17 protein-coding genes are annotated in these 13,900 nt (G+C 40.1%); 14 read left to right on the forward strand and 3 right to left on the reverse strand.

Translation table 11 applies throughout. The annotated features are described in order from the left end of the window. The first annotated feature begins 109 nt into the window (after positions 1 to 109). From ACSR9O_RS08725 to ACSR9O_RS08735, 3 genes are all read left to right on the forward strand, one after another. Positions 110 to 1,963: an LTA synthase family protein gene (locus tag ACSR9O_RS08725; RefSeq protein ID WP_491724299.1), complete on the forward strand. Its 1,854-nt coding sequence runs from the start codon at positions 110 to 112 to the stop codon at positions 1,961 to 1,963. A 767-nt stretch (positions 1,964 to 2,730) separates the two neighbouring features. Next, positions 2,731 to 3,897 carry a M14 family metallopeptidase gene (locus ACSR9O_RS08730; protein ID WP_230177013.1) on the forward strand — a complete coding sequence of 389 codons (1,167 nt, stop codon included), beginning with the start codon at positions 2,731 to 2,733 and terminating at the stop codon, positions 3,895 to 3,897. Between the two features lie 173 nt (positions 3,898 to 4,070). Then, the gene (locus ACSR9O_RS08735) at positions 4,071 to 5,243 is read left to right on the forward strand and encodes a YqgU-like beta propeller domain-containing protein (RefSeq protein ID WP_260359043.1); all 1,173 of its coding nucleotides are present in this window, start codon (positions 4,071 to 4,073) and stop codon (positions 5,241 to 5,243) included. Positions 5,244 to 5,284: 41 nt separating this feature from the next. On the opposite strand, the gene ACSR9O_RS08740 is transcribed toward ACSR9O_RS08735, so the two are convergent. Beyond that, entirely contained in the window at positions 5,285 to 5,458 is a 174-nt protein-coding gene (locus ACSR9O_RS08740) for a DUF2759 domain-containing protein (protein WP_101222560.1), read from the reverse strand. 231 nt (positions 5,459 to 5,689) lie between these two features. Here ACSR9O_RS08740 and ACSR9O_RS08745 point away from each other — a divergent pair, with 231 nt between their 5' ends. Continuing rightward, complete coding sequence (locus tag ACSR9O_RS08745) at positions 5,690 to 6,316, forward strand: MBL fold metallo-hydrolase (RefSeq protein WP_101222559.1); 627 nt, start codon at positions 5,690 to 5,692, stop codon at positions 6,314 to 6,316. A gap of 295 nt (positions 6,317 to 6,611) precedes the next feature. After that, positions 6,612 to 7,712, forward strand: a complete 1,101-nt coding sequence (locus tag ACSR9O_RS08750; RefSeq protein ID WP_230177011.1) for a class I SAM-dependent methyltransferase — start codon at positions 6,612 to 6,614, stop codon at positions 7,710 to 7,712. Between the two features lie 52 nt (positions 7,713 to 7,764). Here the strand turns inward: ACSR9O_RS08750 and ACSR9O_RS08755 are convergent, their stop codons facing one another. Together ACSR9O_RS08755 and ACSR9O_RS08760 are read right to left on the reverse strand one after the other, a co-directional pair. Beyond that, entirely contained in the window at positions 7,765 to 8,007 is a 243-nt protein-coding gene (locus ACSR9O_RS08755) for a DUF2626 domain-containing protein (protein ID WP_076365317.1), read from the reverse strand. Between the two features lie 85 nt (positions 8,008 to 8,092). Further along, positions 8,093 to 8,794, reverse strand: a complete 702-nt coding sequence (locus ACSR9O_RS08760; protein ID WP_491724300.1) for a helix-turn-helix transcriptional regulator — start codon at positions 8,792 to 8,794, stop codon at positions 8,093 to 8,095. A 213-nt stretch (positions 8,795 to 9,007) separates the two neighbouring features. On the opposite strand from ACSR9O_RS08760, the gene ACSR9O_RS08765 reads away from it, so the two are divergent. From ACSR9O_RS08765 to ACSR9O_RS08805, 9 genes are all read left to right on the forward strand, one after another. Next, positions 9,008 to 9,388, forward strand: coding sequence for a Spx/MgsR family RNA polymerase-binding regulatory protein (locus ACSR9O_RS08765; protein WP_101222556.1), 381 nt, complete (start codon positions 9,008 to 9,010; stop codon positions 9,386 to 9,388). Between the two features lie 96 nt (positions 9,389 to 9,484). Further along, positions 9,485 to 10,570, forward strand: a complete 1,086-nt coding sequence (gene comGA / locus ACSR9O_RS08770; RefSeq protein WP_491724301.1) for a competence type IV pilus ATPase ComGA — start codon at positions 9,485 to 9,487, stop codon at positions 10,568 to 10,570. Beyond that, a complete protein-coding gene (comGB, locus tag ACSR9O_RS08775; protein WP_230177010.1) occupies positions 10,554 to 11,588 on the forward strand; it encodes a competence type IV pilus assembly protein ComGB in 1,035 nt (344 codons plus the stop codon). The genes comGA and comGB overlap by 17 nt, the downstream gene beginning before the upstream one ends. Before the next feature lie 76 nt (positions 11,589 to 11,664). Then, positions 11,665 to 11,976, forward strand: coding sequence for a competence type IV pilus major pilin ComGC (gene comGC, locus ACSR9O_RS08780; RefSeq protein ID WP_290370120.1), 312 nt, complete (start codon positions 11,665 to 11,667; stop codon positions 11,974 to 11,976). Between the two features lie 7 nt (positions 11,977 to 11,983). After that, complete coding sequence (gene comGD / locus ACSR9O_RS08785; protein WP_260359039.1) at positions 11,984 to 12,427, forward strand: competence type IV pilus minor pilin ComGD; 444 nt, start codon at positions 11,984 to 11,986, stop codon at positions 12,425 to 12,427. Then, positions 12,414 to 12,752, forward strand: coding sequence for a hypothetical protein (locus ACSR9O_RS08790; protein ID WP_101222553.1), 339 nt, complete (start codon positions 12,414 to 12,416; stop codon positions 12,750 to 12,752). Before comGD ends, ACSR9O_RS08790 begins: the two co-directional genes overlap by 14 nt. After that, complete coding sequence (gene comGF, locus ACSR9O_RS08795) at positions 12,700 to 13,182, forward strand: competence type IV pilus minor pilin ComGF (RefSeq protein ID WP_101222552.1); 483 nt, start codon at positions 12,700 to 12,702, stop codon at positions 13,180 to 13,182. Before ACSR9O_RS08790 ends, comGF begins: the two co-directional genes overlap by 53 nt. Continuing rightward, positions 13,175 to 13,561, forward strand: a complete 387-nt coding sequence (gene comGG / locus ACSR9O_RS08800; RefSeq protein ID WP_230177009.1) for a competence type IV pilus minor pilin ComGG — start codon at positions 13,175 to 13,177, stop codon at positions 13,559 to 13,561. The genes comGF and comGG overlap by 8 nt, the downstream gene beginning before the upstream one ends. Before the next feature lie 107 nt (positions 13,562 to 13,668). Then, positions 13,669 to 13,854 carry a YqzE family protein gene (locus tag ACSR9O_RS08805; protein WP_063233067.1) on the forward strand — a complete coding sequence of 62 codons (186 nt, stop codon included), beginning with the start codon at positions 13,669 to 13,671 and terminating at the stop codon, positions 13,852 to 13,854. The last annotated feature ends 46 nt before the right edge of the window (positions 13,855 to 13,900 follow it).

Raw genomic sequence — 13,900 nt, forward strand, 5'->3', positions numbered from 1 at the left:
ATGGGTGGGGCAATCGTTCCTGCATTTAAATAGAGGGGAGAACCATGACCCATGATTGAGGCGCTCAGGACCATGGCTCCAGCGCTTCTTCGATGAGGAGGGACCAAGATTGAAAAGGGTCTTCAAAAAACAGGGATATTCATTTTTTTGGGTCGTATTCATTTCACTTTGGCTTAAAACATATATTGCTTATAAAACAAGTTTTGAGATAGATATTGATAATTGGCTCCAGGAGTTCATACTATTCATCAATCCTTTCAGTTTCCTTTTGCTTACTCTTGGCGTGCACATATTTTTAAAAGAAAATAGAAGGACAGCATATTTATTGATCATGAGTTTTTCCATCACCTTCATCCTCTTTGCCAACCTTGTTTTTTTTCGCTTTTTCAATGACTTTTTAACGATTCCCGTTCTTTTTCAAACGAGCAATATGAACGATCTTGGAAGCAGTGTACATGAATTGATCAATCCGAGTGACCTATTGTATTTTGCCGATACCCTTTTCTTGCTGCTGCTGCTGAAATACAAACCAAAAACATTCCATGAATGTCGATATAATCCAAAGGATCGTAAATTCTTCATGTTAATCGCTTTAGGAGTGACATTTTTTAACTTAGCTTTAGCTGAAGCGGCGCGTCCTGAACTACTGACAAGAACGTTTGACCGCGAAATCCTCGTTAAGAATATCGGTACGTACCATTATCACCTCTATGATGCAATATTACAGACGAAATCATCAGCTCAACGTGCCCTTGCGGATGGCAGTGAATTGTCGGAAATTGAAAATTATGTCCGTGCCAATCAAAAAGAGGTTAATGATGATCTTTATGGGCTGGCAAAAGGCAAAAATGTGATCCTTGTATCATTGGAATCCACACAAAGCTTTGTCATCAATAAAACTGTCAAAGGTGAAGAAATCACTCCTTTTCTGAACGAATTCATTAAAGAGAGCTATTATTTCAATAACTTTTATCACCAAACTGGCCAGGGGAAAACATCCGATTCAGAATTCATTATTGAGAATTCCCTCTATCCTTTAGGCAGAGGTGCAGTATTTTTCACTCATGCCCAAAATGAATACAAAGCAACCCCCGAAATCTTATCGGAAGAAGGTTACTATACGGCTTCCTTGCATGCCAATAATAAAAGCTTTTGGAATCGTGACATAATGTACAATTCCCTAGGGTACCAGCGGTTTTATGACAGTGATGAATACAAAGTCTCTGAAGGGAATTCCATCAATTGGGGTTTGAATGATAAATCGTTCTTCAAACAATCAATCTCTCACCTGAAGAGGATGCCTGAGCCTTTTTATGCCAAGTTCATAACGTTAACCAATCATTTTCCATTCACTTTGAATGACGAAGACCGGACATTGGAGCCGTACGATTCAAATTCCAAAACATTGAATCAATATTTTCCGACCGTACGTTATACGGACGAAGCCTTGGAACGATTTATCGGCGATTTGAAACGTGATGGATTATATGAGGATTCCATAATTGTGCTATATGGGGACCATTATGGAATTTCGGAAAATCACAACTCTGCCATGAGCCAGTTCCTTGGGAAGGAAATCACACCTTTCGAATCCATCCAGCTTCAGCGTGTCCCGCTCATCATACATATCCCCGGTCAGAAGGGAAAAACGATTTCCACCGTTTCCGGCCAAATTGATGTAAGGCCGACACTTCTTCATTTATTGGGGATTGAAAATGATGATTATATCGAATTCGGCAAAGATCTATTTTCTGAAGAGAAATTAGAATTCACCGTTCTTCGCGATAGCAGTTTCATCACGAAGGATTATCTCTATACGATGGATACCTGCTATGATAAAAAGACTGGGAGGGCGACTGAAAAGGGTTCCTGTGAGAAGTATTTGGAAAAGGCGAAACAGGAGCTTGATTACTCCGACAAAATCATTTACGGGGATTTGCTCCGATTTTATGAGCAACGTTGAAAAAAGAAACCTGGCGCAATCCAGGTTTCAATTTGTACACAAAAGGGTTCCGAGATGGGACCTTTTGATTCTTTATTGGAATTGAAGCAGGTATGGAGAAACAGTTGACCTCTCGTGATACTTCCACTTATTCTTGCCCATTATGACGTGTCACTACTTTTGATGATCTTTGTGCTAAAAAAAGAACTCGTTGCGCAATTATGTTTCGGTGATTGATACTCACGATAATAAGTAACTCGGTAATTGCAGGTGTTTTATAAGCTGCACGTGCGACAACAGCTTTCGGTTTTCCAACTCTTCCAATCAACTTTTCCGCTATAGACTTTTAGGATATTCCTATCATATCTCGTGTTACAATCGTGCCGACTACAAATCGTTCGATGGCATCAGTTGATCTAAAGTAATCATTTCAAGCCGATATCGCTGAATAGACTCAAGTTACATCAGTTTAAATACTAAAACAAAAAGACTGTAGACAATAGTGTCCTATCTAAAAGTTAAAACAAAGTTGATTGGAATGTAAGGTGCGCGGCTCCCTTGGACGCGGAAAGCGAGTGCCTGAAGAGGAAATCGACGTTCAAATTGTACAAACAAACTGTAGGTGATTTTCATCGAGTTTGTCTACTGATACCTGGCGCAATCCAGGTTTTTTTTGTTTCTTCAGGAAAATCAGTACCCATTACAATTATTGGAACACGTGAGACTTCCTGAACATCTTTCTGTCTTTCGCTTCATAAAGATAAAACAATGAAAGGGGCGGAGGCTGAATGAAAGTCGTGAGCAGAAGCGGGGATGATTTGGCATATTACAGTCAATTGTTCCAAATTCCCCGGGTTTTGATAGAGGATGCCAATCCCGCCATTACTGGCGGGGTTTTGCCAAATGGCATGGAAGTACAGATACCTGGATACATTGTTCAGGAAGAGTCCCGGTTAGATATCGATTTTGCCGAAATCGCATTACAATATCACCTGCCCATCGATGGGGTATCATTATTGAATCAAGGTGGACAAAAACCTTTTTCCGTGCCCGTCCGGGTCATGAATCCCATGATTGTCACCGACAAGCCCTATGATTATCAATCACTTCTTGACGATCTGGATACTCTATCTTTTCATTACCCCTTTATTAAGGTTGAATCGATCGGGAGGAGTGTGTTGGGAAAAGAACTCCTTGAGGTAAGGATCGGTCAAGGCGATAAGATTATACATTATAACGGTTCATTCCATGCTAATGAATGGATCACTTCGGCGGTTTTGATGAAATGGCTGAATGATTTTCTGCTGGCAGTAACAAATGATTGTACACTTTGCGGAATGGATTGTATGCCCTTCTATCGGGATATGACCATTTCGATTGTTCCAATGGTGAATCCGGATGGAGTCGAGCTTGTCCTGAAGGGGGAGGAGGCGGCAGAGGGGAAGGTCGATGTTTTAAAAATAAACAATGGCAACCCTGCCTTTTATGCTTGGAAAGCCAATATCCGCGGTGTAGACCTGAATAATCAATATCCTGCCAATTGGGAGATTGAAAAGCGTAGAAAGATTCCAAAAGCCCCTGCTCCAAGAGATTTTCCAGGAGAGTCCGCGTTATCAGAACCAGAAGCATTGGCCATGAAGGAGCTGGCAATGAGGCGGAATTTCGAAAGAGTGCTTGCACTTCACACCCAGGGAAAAGAATTCTATTGGGGATATGAGGGACATGAACCTGAAGAGGCAGCGAATGTTGCAAGGGAGTTTGAGGAACGCAGCGGATATCGGTCCGTACAATACGTTGACAGCCATGCCGGGTATAAAGATTGGTTCATTCAGGAATTCAAACGCGGCGGTTTCACAATCGAATTGGGAAAGGGCATCAATCCGCTTCCGCTATCCCATTTGCCGGGTATATATGAAGATACCGTCAAGATATTGGTGGCAGGCCTTTATATGTGATACATTTCCCTCTAAGGGATATACTTCCAAAAAAATATAAGATCATTATTCGCCACATTTTCTCTTTTTTACTTTATAATGAAAGTCGTAAGGATTCGATTGGTTAATCCTTACTCTCTTTCTAATGTCTCGCTCACATATGCCAGGCGTTTTAGTTTTGAAGAGGGAGGTGTGTGGAGATTAAAGTATCCAAAGCAGCACTTTGTATGCGGCTTTCCATTTGTAAGATGTTGTGTATCATCCCATTATTTATCTCCACTATCCTTCTTATCTCGGCTTGTGAGCCTTCCAAGGACCTTAGTAAACCCGTAAATGATACGGAAAAAGAACACTCCCAATCAAACCTTGAAACTTCAGTAAGCAATTTAAAGGTCCCGACTGCAGAAACGGATAAAATTGAAGCCATTGTAGGATGGCTGGATTCCAAAACCATTTTATATTCTGTGAAGCGGGATGGTAATGAATTATCCCAGCTGATGGCATGGAATTTGGAAACGAATGATACTTCCGTTTTCTATCAGCCGGCTTTTGAGTTTTCTGAAGTATCGATCAGTCCGTCTGGTACGCATGTTTTGTTATCGTCCTTCACCTCTTCGGGTAAAGCATCCATCACAATACTCGATAAAACGGGAAATCCACTGTATTCCGTGGCGATTCCAGCCTATGAATTAGCTTATGAGTGGAATTCATTTAAAGATGGCCGGTTGTTTTTATCGAGTTTTTATGAAGATTGGACATACAACAGTTATGTGTTGAATCCAGATGAACAAACAATGGAAACTCTGGACTTTCCACAGCCCTTTGCTCAATGGGCAAGTGAAAAAGATTTGATGTTTCTCGATTGGGACAGGGAAGAACCTGCTTTGACGGCACCCCTAGAAAGAAAAGCGCTTAATGGGGATGGAACGGACAGCCTTATGCTCGATGTCATTCACTTTAAAAAAATGAAACAAGTGCTGATGACGATTCAAGTGGAGACAGAAAATCAAGATCGGGGTACATATGCATTTTATGATCCATCAAACAAGCCGATCCATTCTTTTTCCGTACCACTATTGAAAAGCTTTTCAGATTGGGTGATTCCATCCTATGATTTCATTGAAAAAGACAAGGAATTGATAACGTTTATTCCTAATGAATCAAAAGATGCGGACCAATATAAGGGAAGGTTTACCTTAACTAAATTTAATTGGGAAAAAGGCACACAAGAAGAATTGATGAAGGACATGGAAAATGAACCATTAAGCTGTTCGCTTGATGGCAACTTCTGCTTATATGGATATCAATTTGAGAAAATCATTGATATGAAAACCCATCAAATACAAAGATTGTTCAAACAAACATGATGACCTAAAACAAAAGCTCGCCGGATGGCGAGCTTTTTTCTTCAATGGGCAACTGGAAAACCGCTGTTGATGACAGTCATGACAGTGAACCAGCCAAACACGACTGCACTGCCGGCAGCAAAAATGAATCCTAAGAAGTTTCTCTTTTTTAATGAGGTAAACACAGCTACTACTCCTAATATAGCCACAAGACCGAAAACTACCATTAATATCATGTCAAAACCCCCTTTTCGTAATGAATACTTAATCCCTAATAATATACCCAGAGAATAAAGCAACTACCAAAAATATGTAGAAAAGATTGCATTTGTTAATATCTTAATATTTTTTCAATTATTTGTCGAGGTTTAATAGGTGACACTTCTATGACTTGAGTAAACTGGATTAACATTAGCAGCCTAATTAGTGTAAGATGAAGATAGAAAATCATATTGGAGCTGATGGAAATGAAATGGACACAAATACCTCTAGGCCCGCTGCAAACGAATTGTTATGTAGTTTCCGATGGACAGGATTGCATCATTTTCGATCCGGGTGAAGAGCCGCAGAAAATCATACAGTACATACAAACAAAAAATTTAAAGCCTTTGGCGATTTTATTGACACATGCACATTTTGACCATATCGGTGCTCTTGATGCTATTCGGGAACATTATGGGATACCTGCATATATTCATGAAAAAGAGGCCAAGTGGCTACTTGATCCCGCATTGAATGGTTCTCAAAACTGGTTCCCTGAAAATCCAATGCGCATGAAGCCTGCCGATCACTTCCTGGCAAATGAGCAAGAACTTACTATTGGGGGATTCACTTTCGAAGTATTCGAAACTCCCGGACACTCACCAGGGAGCGTTTCGTATTATGCCAAGGAGCAACGGCTCCTATTTTCAGGGGACGTCTTGTTCCAAGGAAGCGTAGGCAGAACCGATTTAATAGGCGGAAGCGAGGCAGTGCTGTTAAATAGCATTGAAACGAAGCTGCTGTCACTTTCTGATGATACGATCGTATTTCCTGGTCATGGGCCTGTCACGACCATTCTGGATGAAAAGAATACTAATCCCTTTTTGAGATAATGACCTTTGCAGGTGCCGTATGGCACCTGTTTTTTTTAGCTCTTAATTATGTAAAAATATTGAAATGGGTCATTTCCAGAACTATACTTAATATAAAAACAGGGGCCTTGCCTTGTGTGCATGACTTTGATTCAGCTCTGAACTAAGATTTGTCGAAAACATTCATTATGTAATGATGGCACGCTTATGACTGTAAGATGAAAAAATTGAACATTTTGTGAACTTATGTGTTTTGTAAAGAAAAGGACCATTTAATTTTCATATGTTTTAAGATCATGGAGACGGAGGCATTGTGTTGAAAAATCACTTAAAGGAATTGATTGCAGGAAGCCCCCAAAAAAGAATTTCCTATCATGACTATATGGAAGCTGTTTTATATGCGCCAAATATAGGCTACTATGTACGCGAAAAAAAGAAGATTGGCTCCAGAGGGGATTTTTATACGTCTGGCAATGTTGGGGATGCATTTGGGAGATCTTTGGCCAGATGGTTCGTTTATTTAATAAAAAGCTGCGGAGTTTCACCAAAAATCATCGAGGTCGGCGCAGGTGATGGTAAGCTCGCTTATGATATCCTCGTTTCCATGAAGGAATTGGAACCGCAGATATGGGACTCTTTGACTTATATCCTTGTGGATGAAAGTCCATTTCATAGAAGGCTTCAGCAAGAACGTATAGGGATGTTCAAACAGGCAGTTTCCGCTGCCAGTTTGGAAAAATGGACGAAGGTAAATGGTATCCTCTTTTCAAATGAACTTTTCGACGCGTTGCCTGTACATGTGATCGAAAAGTATAAGGGAGCCCTCGTAGAGGTTTTCGTCACTGAAAAGGAAGGAGATTTTGTAGAGATGAGGGAACCTTTGGACAACCCTGACATTCTATCTTACCTTACAGAACGAACTATCACCTTAAATGAAAGACAACGATATGAAGTTCCGTTAAAAATGGTCCGTGAATATGAGAAGATCGTTTCCTGTATCGAATCGGGTATACTCCTTACAATTGATTATGGCTATACCGAAAGGGAATGGAAGGAGCCAGCTCATCTTCAAGGGAGCTTGAGGGGCTATTATGAGCACCAAATGATTAAAGATCCACTTATGTATCCTGGTGATATGGATCTGACGACACATATCCATTTTGACACATTAATCGAGATTGGAAAAAGAAAGGATCTTTCCAATCATGGGCTTTTTCTTCAAAATGAATTCTTGCTTAAGGCAGGAATATTAGAGGAATTGAGGGACCATCAAGGAACTGATCCATTCTCGAAAACGGCGAAGCGTAATCGTGCAATTCGCGGGCTAATCGTTCCAGGGGGATTTAGTGAACATTTCAAAGTGTTGCTTCAATCGAAGAATTTAGCAGACGATGTAAGGATCTTTCCTGAATGGTGACAAGTAAAAACCCATGAATCAAAATTCATGGGTTATGTAATATTGCTTGTTCTTAATGCGCAGTACCAGGAGTCATCATAAATACGCTCCAGTAGGAAAATCCTGCAAAGAAAACGGTAAGATAGGCGCCGAAAACATAAATATACATGCGCTCAGATAATTTCAAATAACTTAAAAGAACAAAAAAGATCGTTTGTGCAAAGAAAAGCAAAGACGTTTGATGCATATGGCCAAGATAAAAGAAAATTGCCATAATTCCTGTCCAAAATCCACATACTCTGAACATGCGTTCCATCCGAATCCCTCCTTATGTCTAGTCGTGTACATTCTAAATAATTATAAATGAAATTGTAAGGTAATGTAAAGGATGCCTTTTGTTTCTATGTGAGAACCGAAGCCTGGTATGAGCATGCTGTACAATTGGACATCATGTTTTCTAATTCCACAATATTGACATTATCAAACAAGGCTTCGAACATACCTTCTAAAAATGAATTGTGCATGGAGCAGATTGTCCCTGGCTCCACTTCAGTAACTTCCTTAAACGGGCAATTGAAGATACGAAAGTATATTTTATTTTCTTCTTCGCTTGCTTGTATTTCAGGAGATAACCCTGCGATGGTAGCCGCATTTTTAAGCATGCTGACTTTTTCCTCAAAAGCAATTCGATCGATCGACTTCGAGTTCAGGGCTAGTTGCTGCTTTATCAGTTCCTCCCCGTAGCCTTTTCCCGTTTCATAAAGAGCCTGTTTTCCATGTTCCCCTAATGTCATCATCGTCTGAATTGCAATCCTGGAAAGCAGCTGATAGTTCCTATATGGAAAATGAAGCTGAATGACTTTATCGGATAATCGATAAAGCCGGCTCGGGCGACCACCTTTACCCGTCCTTCGGGCATCCGAGGTCAACATTTCGATATCTTCAAGTTTTGACAAATGTAAACGTGTAACATTTGGATGGATGTTAAAAGAATCGGCAATTTGCTGTACCGAAACATCGCCATGGTTTTTCACAATATGCTGATATATATAATATCTGGTGGGATCTGCTAACACGTTTGTTATTTTTAACGTTTGTTCCATTACACCCTCCTGTATTCCATAGTTTACCTATGTTCATTATAATGCAGGCAGAAAAAAATGGAATAATAGAAAGCGCTAACTCCCTTTAGTTTAAAAAAAGTTCACAATTTAAACTGTTTTATAATGCAAAAAATATACATCGGTTGTACAAATGTTATACAATCATTATATATATTATAATTGTATACAAAATGTGAACGGGGAGTGATTAGTATGGCACAGTTAACTTTCTTTTCGTACCCAAGTTGTACATCTTGCCGAAAAACAAAAAAATGGTTAAGGGCCAATCATGTTTCCTTCGATGAACGGCATTTATTCAGAGAAACTCCAACTGCAGCAGAGTTAAAAAGAATACTTGAATTGACAACGGAAGGACTTGATGAAGTCTTGGCAACAAGAAGTGAAGCTTACAAAGACTTACAAGTTAATATTGACGAAATGATGCTTTCTGATGTCATCCAATTATTAACAAAAGAACCGAAGTTATTAAGAAGACCCATCCTCATGGACGGGGAAAAGCTGGTGATAGGTCATAATGTAGACGCTTTAAGAAATTTGGTTTCCCAAAGGCTTGAATTGAAAGTGAGCATGTAAGATGATTCTCGAAGTTCTTTTCGGGAATTTTTTTTATTCTGGAGCAGGAATTTGTCGTGGATTGTCGAATCCTTACAACAAGAAATATAGGAGGTGATGAATGAATTGATATCGATTGAAAAGACCGCAGAAAAAATATTAACCCGTGCCATTCAGGAATCTGCATCGGATATCCACATTTTTTTTCGGAGGGAGGGACCTCTCATCCAATTCAGGATAGACAATAAGCTTGTACCCCAGGAAACATTATCATTCTTTGAAGCTGAAAGGCTGATCGCTCATTTGAAGTTCCTTGCCTCGATGGATATAGGGGAGAAAAGGAGGCCCCAGAGTGGTGCCCTCACCATTAATTTGGCTAACCAGGTTGTCGGGCTCCGCCTTTCCACTTTACCCACTGCCCATCTCGAAAGTTTGGTCATCCGCTTAATACCCCAACAGAATATCCTTCCTCTCGAACAGTTATCCTTATTTCCAAATACCGTCCAAAAATTGATTGCACTCCTGAAGCATTCCCATGGCATGCTCATATTTACCGGTCCGACTGGCAGTGGAAAAACCACGACATTATATTCCCTGCTTCACCATGCCTACGAAATGATCAATCGAAATATCATTACACTTGAAGATCCCATTGAAAATGTATCCGAAAAGGTACTGCAAGTCCAAATCAATGAAAAGGCGGGTATTACGTATTCTGTCGGTCTAAAAGCCGTCCTGAGGCATGACCCCGACGTGATCATGGTTGGGGAAGTCAGGGATGCAGAAACTGCCAAAATTGCAGTGCGTGCCGCATTAACCGGTCATTTGATACTTACAACCATGCATACAAGGGATGCCAAGGGCGCCATCTCCAGGTTACTGGAATTTGGTGTCAGCTTGCTTGAGGTTGAACAGAGCTTGATTGGCGTGACAGCACAGCGGCTGGTTGAATTGCGATGTCTTCCATGTAAAGGGGACTGTACTTTTGCTTGCAAGATGACTGCCAGGAATAAAAGGGCCAGTGTATATGAATTGCTCCATGGAAAAAGCCTGGCTGAGGTTCTCAGGATAATGGGAGATGAAAAAGGAATGGCAACGGTCAGCTACCGCCAATTGAAGGATGAAATTGGAAAAGCGGTTGCGATGGGCTATGTGGATTCAGAGGAATATGAACGGCTGGTATACCATGAAACCAAAAAGTAAATGGAGGGTAAAAGAGCAGGCGGTTTTTATTTCGAAGCTAGGTGAATTATTGAAGCATGGTTATCCCTTGGCGGAGGCTCTGCATTTTCTTGAATTTCAGGAATCAAAGAAGAAAGCGGAAGACTTCACTCAGGCTAAAGCCGATTTAAGGAACGGTTTCCCGCTGCACTTGGTGCTGACCCATCTGAATTTTCATCCGCAGCTTGTAAGTTATATATTTTATGGAGAACAATACGGCGACCTGGAACGGGCGTTGATAGAAGGAGGGCGATATTGGAAGAAAAGAACCGAGGATATGGATAAAGTAAAAAAGTTAATGGTGTATCCTGTGTTCTTAGTCTTTTTTGTAGGTATTGTTTTTTATATTCTTCAGAGTGTTCTCCTTCCTAAATTCCAGACAATCTATTTCACGATGGATGTCGATCAGCATACACTCTTGAGATTAATATCAGCTTCCACATTCATTCTTCCAGCACTCCCCTTCTTTTTACTCGGATTGCTCCTATTCTTGTATGTACTCAAACGATTTTGGTTTAACGGATTGTGCCCATTAAGGCAGCGGAGGATTTTGATGAGAATTCCGATATTCGGGAACTTCATCAAATTATACGAAACTTATTTTTTTGCAAGCCAATTAAGTGGCTTACTCTCCGGAGGGCTATCGATTAACGATAGCATTAAATTATTCTCGATAAACCAACAGCAGCCCTTTTACCAAAAACTATGCAATATCATTAAGGATGATCTGATTGAGGGCAGATCACTTGAATTGATTTTTCGGGAGCTTCCATATTTTGATGGTAATTTGCCGGTGGTCGCTGCAAATGGTCAAAAATATGGCAGACTTGATGCGGAGCTACTTCATTACAGTCGTTTTATACTGGAGAAAATTGAAGAGAGAATGAATGCAATCTTAAAAATCATTCAGCCTCTCATGTTTTCACTGATAGGTCTGTTGATCGTGTCCATTTATTTGGCGGTTTTGCTGCCGATGTTCTCACTGCTCGAAAGTATATAGGATTTTATTATTGTATTCCGGAGGTGAAAATGCTCGAAGCCATCTAGTATTCAGGTGGTTCAGGAGCATGATGGATATGTTGAAGAACGTGATGAATGAACGTGGGTTTACACTAATTGAAATGCTTATTGTTTTACTGGTAATTTCCATCCTTTTGATTATAACAATCCCCAATATCACAAAGAACCAATCTACGATTCAGTCCAAAGGTTGTGAAGCATTCGTGAAGATGGCCCAAGCACAGGTACAGGCTTATGAGATTGATAATGCTAAACTGCCCGGAAGTATCGGTGAATTGGAAAGTCAAGGCTATCTCAAACAGACATCCTGTCCTAATGGGGATGATATTAGTTTGGATAGTAAAGGAAAGATAACGGTCGTTGAGTAGGAGAGAAGTGAATATACGGCAGTCCAATGGGGGGTATACATTATCTGAAACCCTTATTGTCCTCGTTATTTTTGTACTACTGATTTCAATCGGTCCTAATCTATATCCTAGCTTCACTAAAGGCATGGAAAATAGGCTATTTCTTTCTCAATTCCATGAAGATATCTTCTATGCACAGCAGTATGCCATCAGTCATGAGAGCTTGATCTACCTCCATATTAATAATGCCAAAAAGGTTTATACCGTGTCATCTTATAAGGAAGGGATCGTTCTAGAGAGGAGCATACCAAAGGATATTCAGTTTTCAAGTGGCACTTTGGGGTTTAGCTTCCATTTTAATCAGTATGGAAATGCTTCAAAAGCCGGAACGATTATGATTGACACGTCAAAAGGAATGTACAAATTGGTCCTCAATATCGGTAAAGGGAGGTTCAGGATTGAGAAATTGTAAAGGTTACGTTTACCTTGAGCTGATGGCCGCATTTTCCATTTGTATTTTCCTGGTACTTGCCATTTTACCGATTCTTGAAGAGTTAATGACGCATCGGAAAGATATTGCCGTAAGGACAGAAGCCCACCATTTATTATATGAAAGATTGACGGCGTTCATGGATGGGGAAATACAAGCAATAGGTCAGGAAATCATTTACAAAAGAAGATCCTATGAATTGGTTTGGAAGGACAATGGGGATTTCCCGGGGATGATTGAAGGGTGTGTACGTTATGAAGATGAATCGGGTAATCTTGAATCCATTTGTGATGCTGCGAAAAAATGATGGCTTTACGATGATCGAAATGCTTTTTTCTTTAATGATATTAATGACGACGTCCCTTTTTGTTCTACAGCTTTTTTCAATCATTCACACCCAGATGGGGTCCGTTGATAAATTGCATCCTAAAGAGTGGGAGGTCTTTACCATGCAAATGAAGCAGGAGGTCCGGAGTTCCAAAGCTCAGGATGTAATGGGAAATAAATTATATTTGATGCTTTCAGATGAACAATTATCATCGTTTGAACAATATGAAGATAAGGTCCGAAGACGAGTGAATGGTATGGGGCATGAGGTCATCTTACAGAACATTTCGAAATTCCGGGTTGAGAAGGATGGCAGTGTCATTGTTATAAATATAACGGATAAAGCAGGGACTACTTTCAGTCGAAGATTTCATCCTTTCTTTAGGAATGTCACGAAAGTCGATGAATAATCAAAAAGGAGTCGTTTTCCCGATGGTCATGATTGTAGCGAGTGTTTTCATCATGTTCACAATACTAATGATCGATCAGTTTATCATTGATAAAAAATTTTATAAAGAAGTGGAAGAATCGCTTGTGGCCGACCATCTTGTCCATTTAGCGATCAAGGATGTGACGGCAGAGTGGGGCGAAGAGATCCCAAAAATCATCCAGGGGGAAATTTCATACCCTAATGGTGTGGTGCGGTATTCCGTAATGAAAGAAGAAGGTCCTTATGTCTATATCGAGTTCTCTTCCACGACTAAAAATGACCGCGAGGGAAGGGTCATCATTCAATACGATAAAGAAGCTGGGAAAGTGAAAGAATGGTTGGAAAAGCAGGCTGTTTAATACGCAAAATCAACATTCTTTTAAGTCAGGTACACGTGTTCAGGGAACAACCAAAGGAATAAAAGCTACGTAAACGGGGCATACTTTGCATAGGGTGATTATTTTATATGTCTACAAACGCTTATATTAAATATCTGACTCAGCAGCTTGTCGAGTATTTTAATCTGACGAAAAAAGAACGAAAAGAAAAGCGCCGTCACAGAAAAGAGGATAAAAATCATGGTATGTCCCATTGGTTTGGCATTGTCCCTTTTGCTTTGTCGATGTTCGTAAGGAAAAATATCAAAAAATAAAACAGATGTCCTGAATTTAGGGCATCTGTTTTTTTATTGTTCTTAC

It is taken from the genome of Peribacillus sp. B65, from assembly GCF_058513295.1.

Bases quoted from the DNA above. Each gene is read 5' to 3' on its own strand.
- ACSR9O_RS08730 (WP_230177013.1), top strand. From the start codon at position 2,731: ATGAAAGTCGTGAGCAGAAGCGGGGATGATTTGGCATATTACAGTCAA.
- ACSR9O_RS08740 (WP_101222560.1), bottom strand. From the start codon at position 5,458: ATGATATTAATGGTAGTTTTCGGTCTTGTGGCTATATTAGGAGTAGTA.
- ACSR9O_RS08745 (WP_101222559.1), top strand. From the start codon at position 5,690: ATGAAATGGACACAAATACCTCTAGGCCCGCTGCAAACGAATTGTTAT.
- ACSR9O_RS08755 (WP_076365317.1), bottom strand. From the start codon at position 8,007: ATGGAACGCATGTTCAGAGTATGTGGATTTTGGACAGGAATTATGGCA.
- ACSR9O_RS08760 (WP_491724300.1), bottom strand. From the start codon at position 8,794: ATGGAACAAACGTTAAAAATAACAAACGTGTTAGCAGATCCCACCAGA.
- ACSR9O_RS08765 (WP_101222556.1), top strand. From the start codon at position 9,008: ATGGCACAGTTAACTTTCTTTTCGTACCCAAGTTGTACATCTTGCCGA.
- comGA (WP_491724301.1), top strand. From the start codon at position 9,485: ATGAATGAATTGATATCGATTGAAAAGACCGCAGAAAAAATATTAACC.
- comGB (WP_230177010.1), top strand. From the start codon at position 10,554: ATGAAACCAAAAAGTAAATGGAGGGTAAAAGAGCAGGCGGTTTTTATT.
- comGC (WP_290370120.1), top strand. From the start codon at position 11,665: ATGTTGAAGAACGTGATGAATGAACGTGGGTTTACACTAATTGAAATG.
- comGF (WP_101222552.1), top strand. From the start codon at position 12,700: ATGAAGATGAATCGGGTAATCTTGAATCCATTTGTGATGCTGCGAAAA.
- comGG (WP_230177009.1), top strand. From the start codon at position 13,175: ATGAATAATCAAAAAGGAGTCGTTTTCCCGATGGTCATGATTGTAGCG.
- ACSR9O_RS08805 (WP_063233067.1), top strand. From the start codon at position 13,669: ATGTCTACAAACGCTTATATTAAATATCTGACTCAGCAGCTTGTCGAG.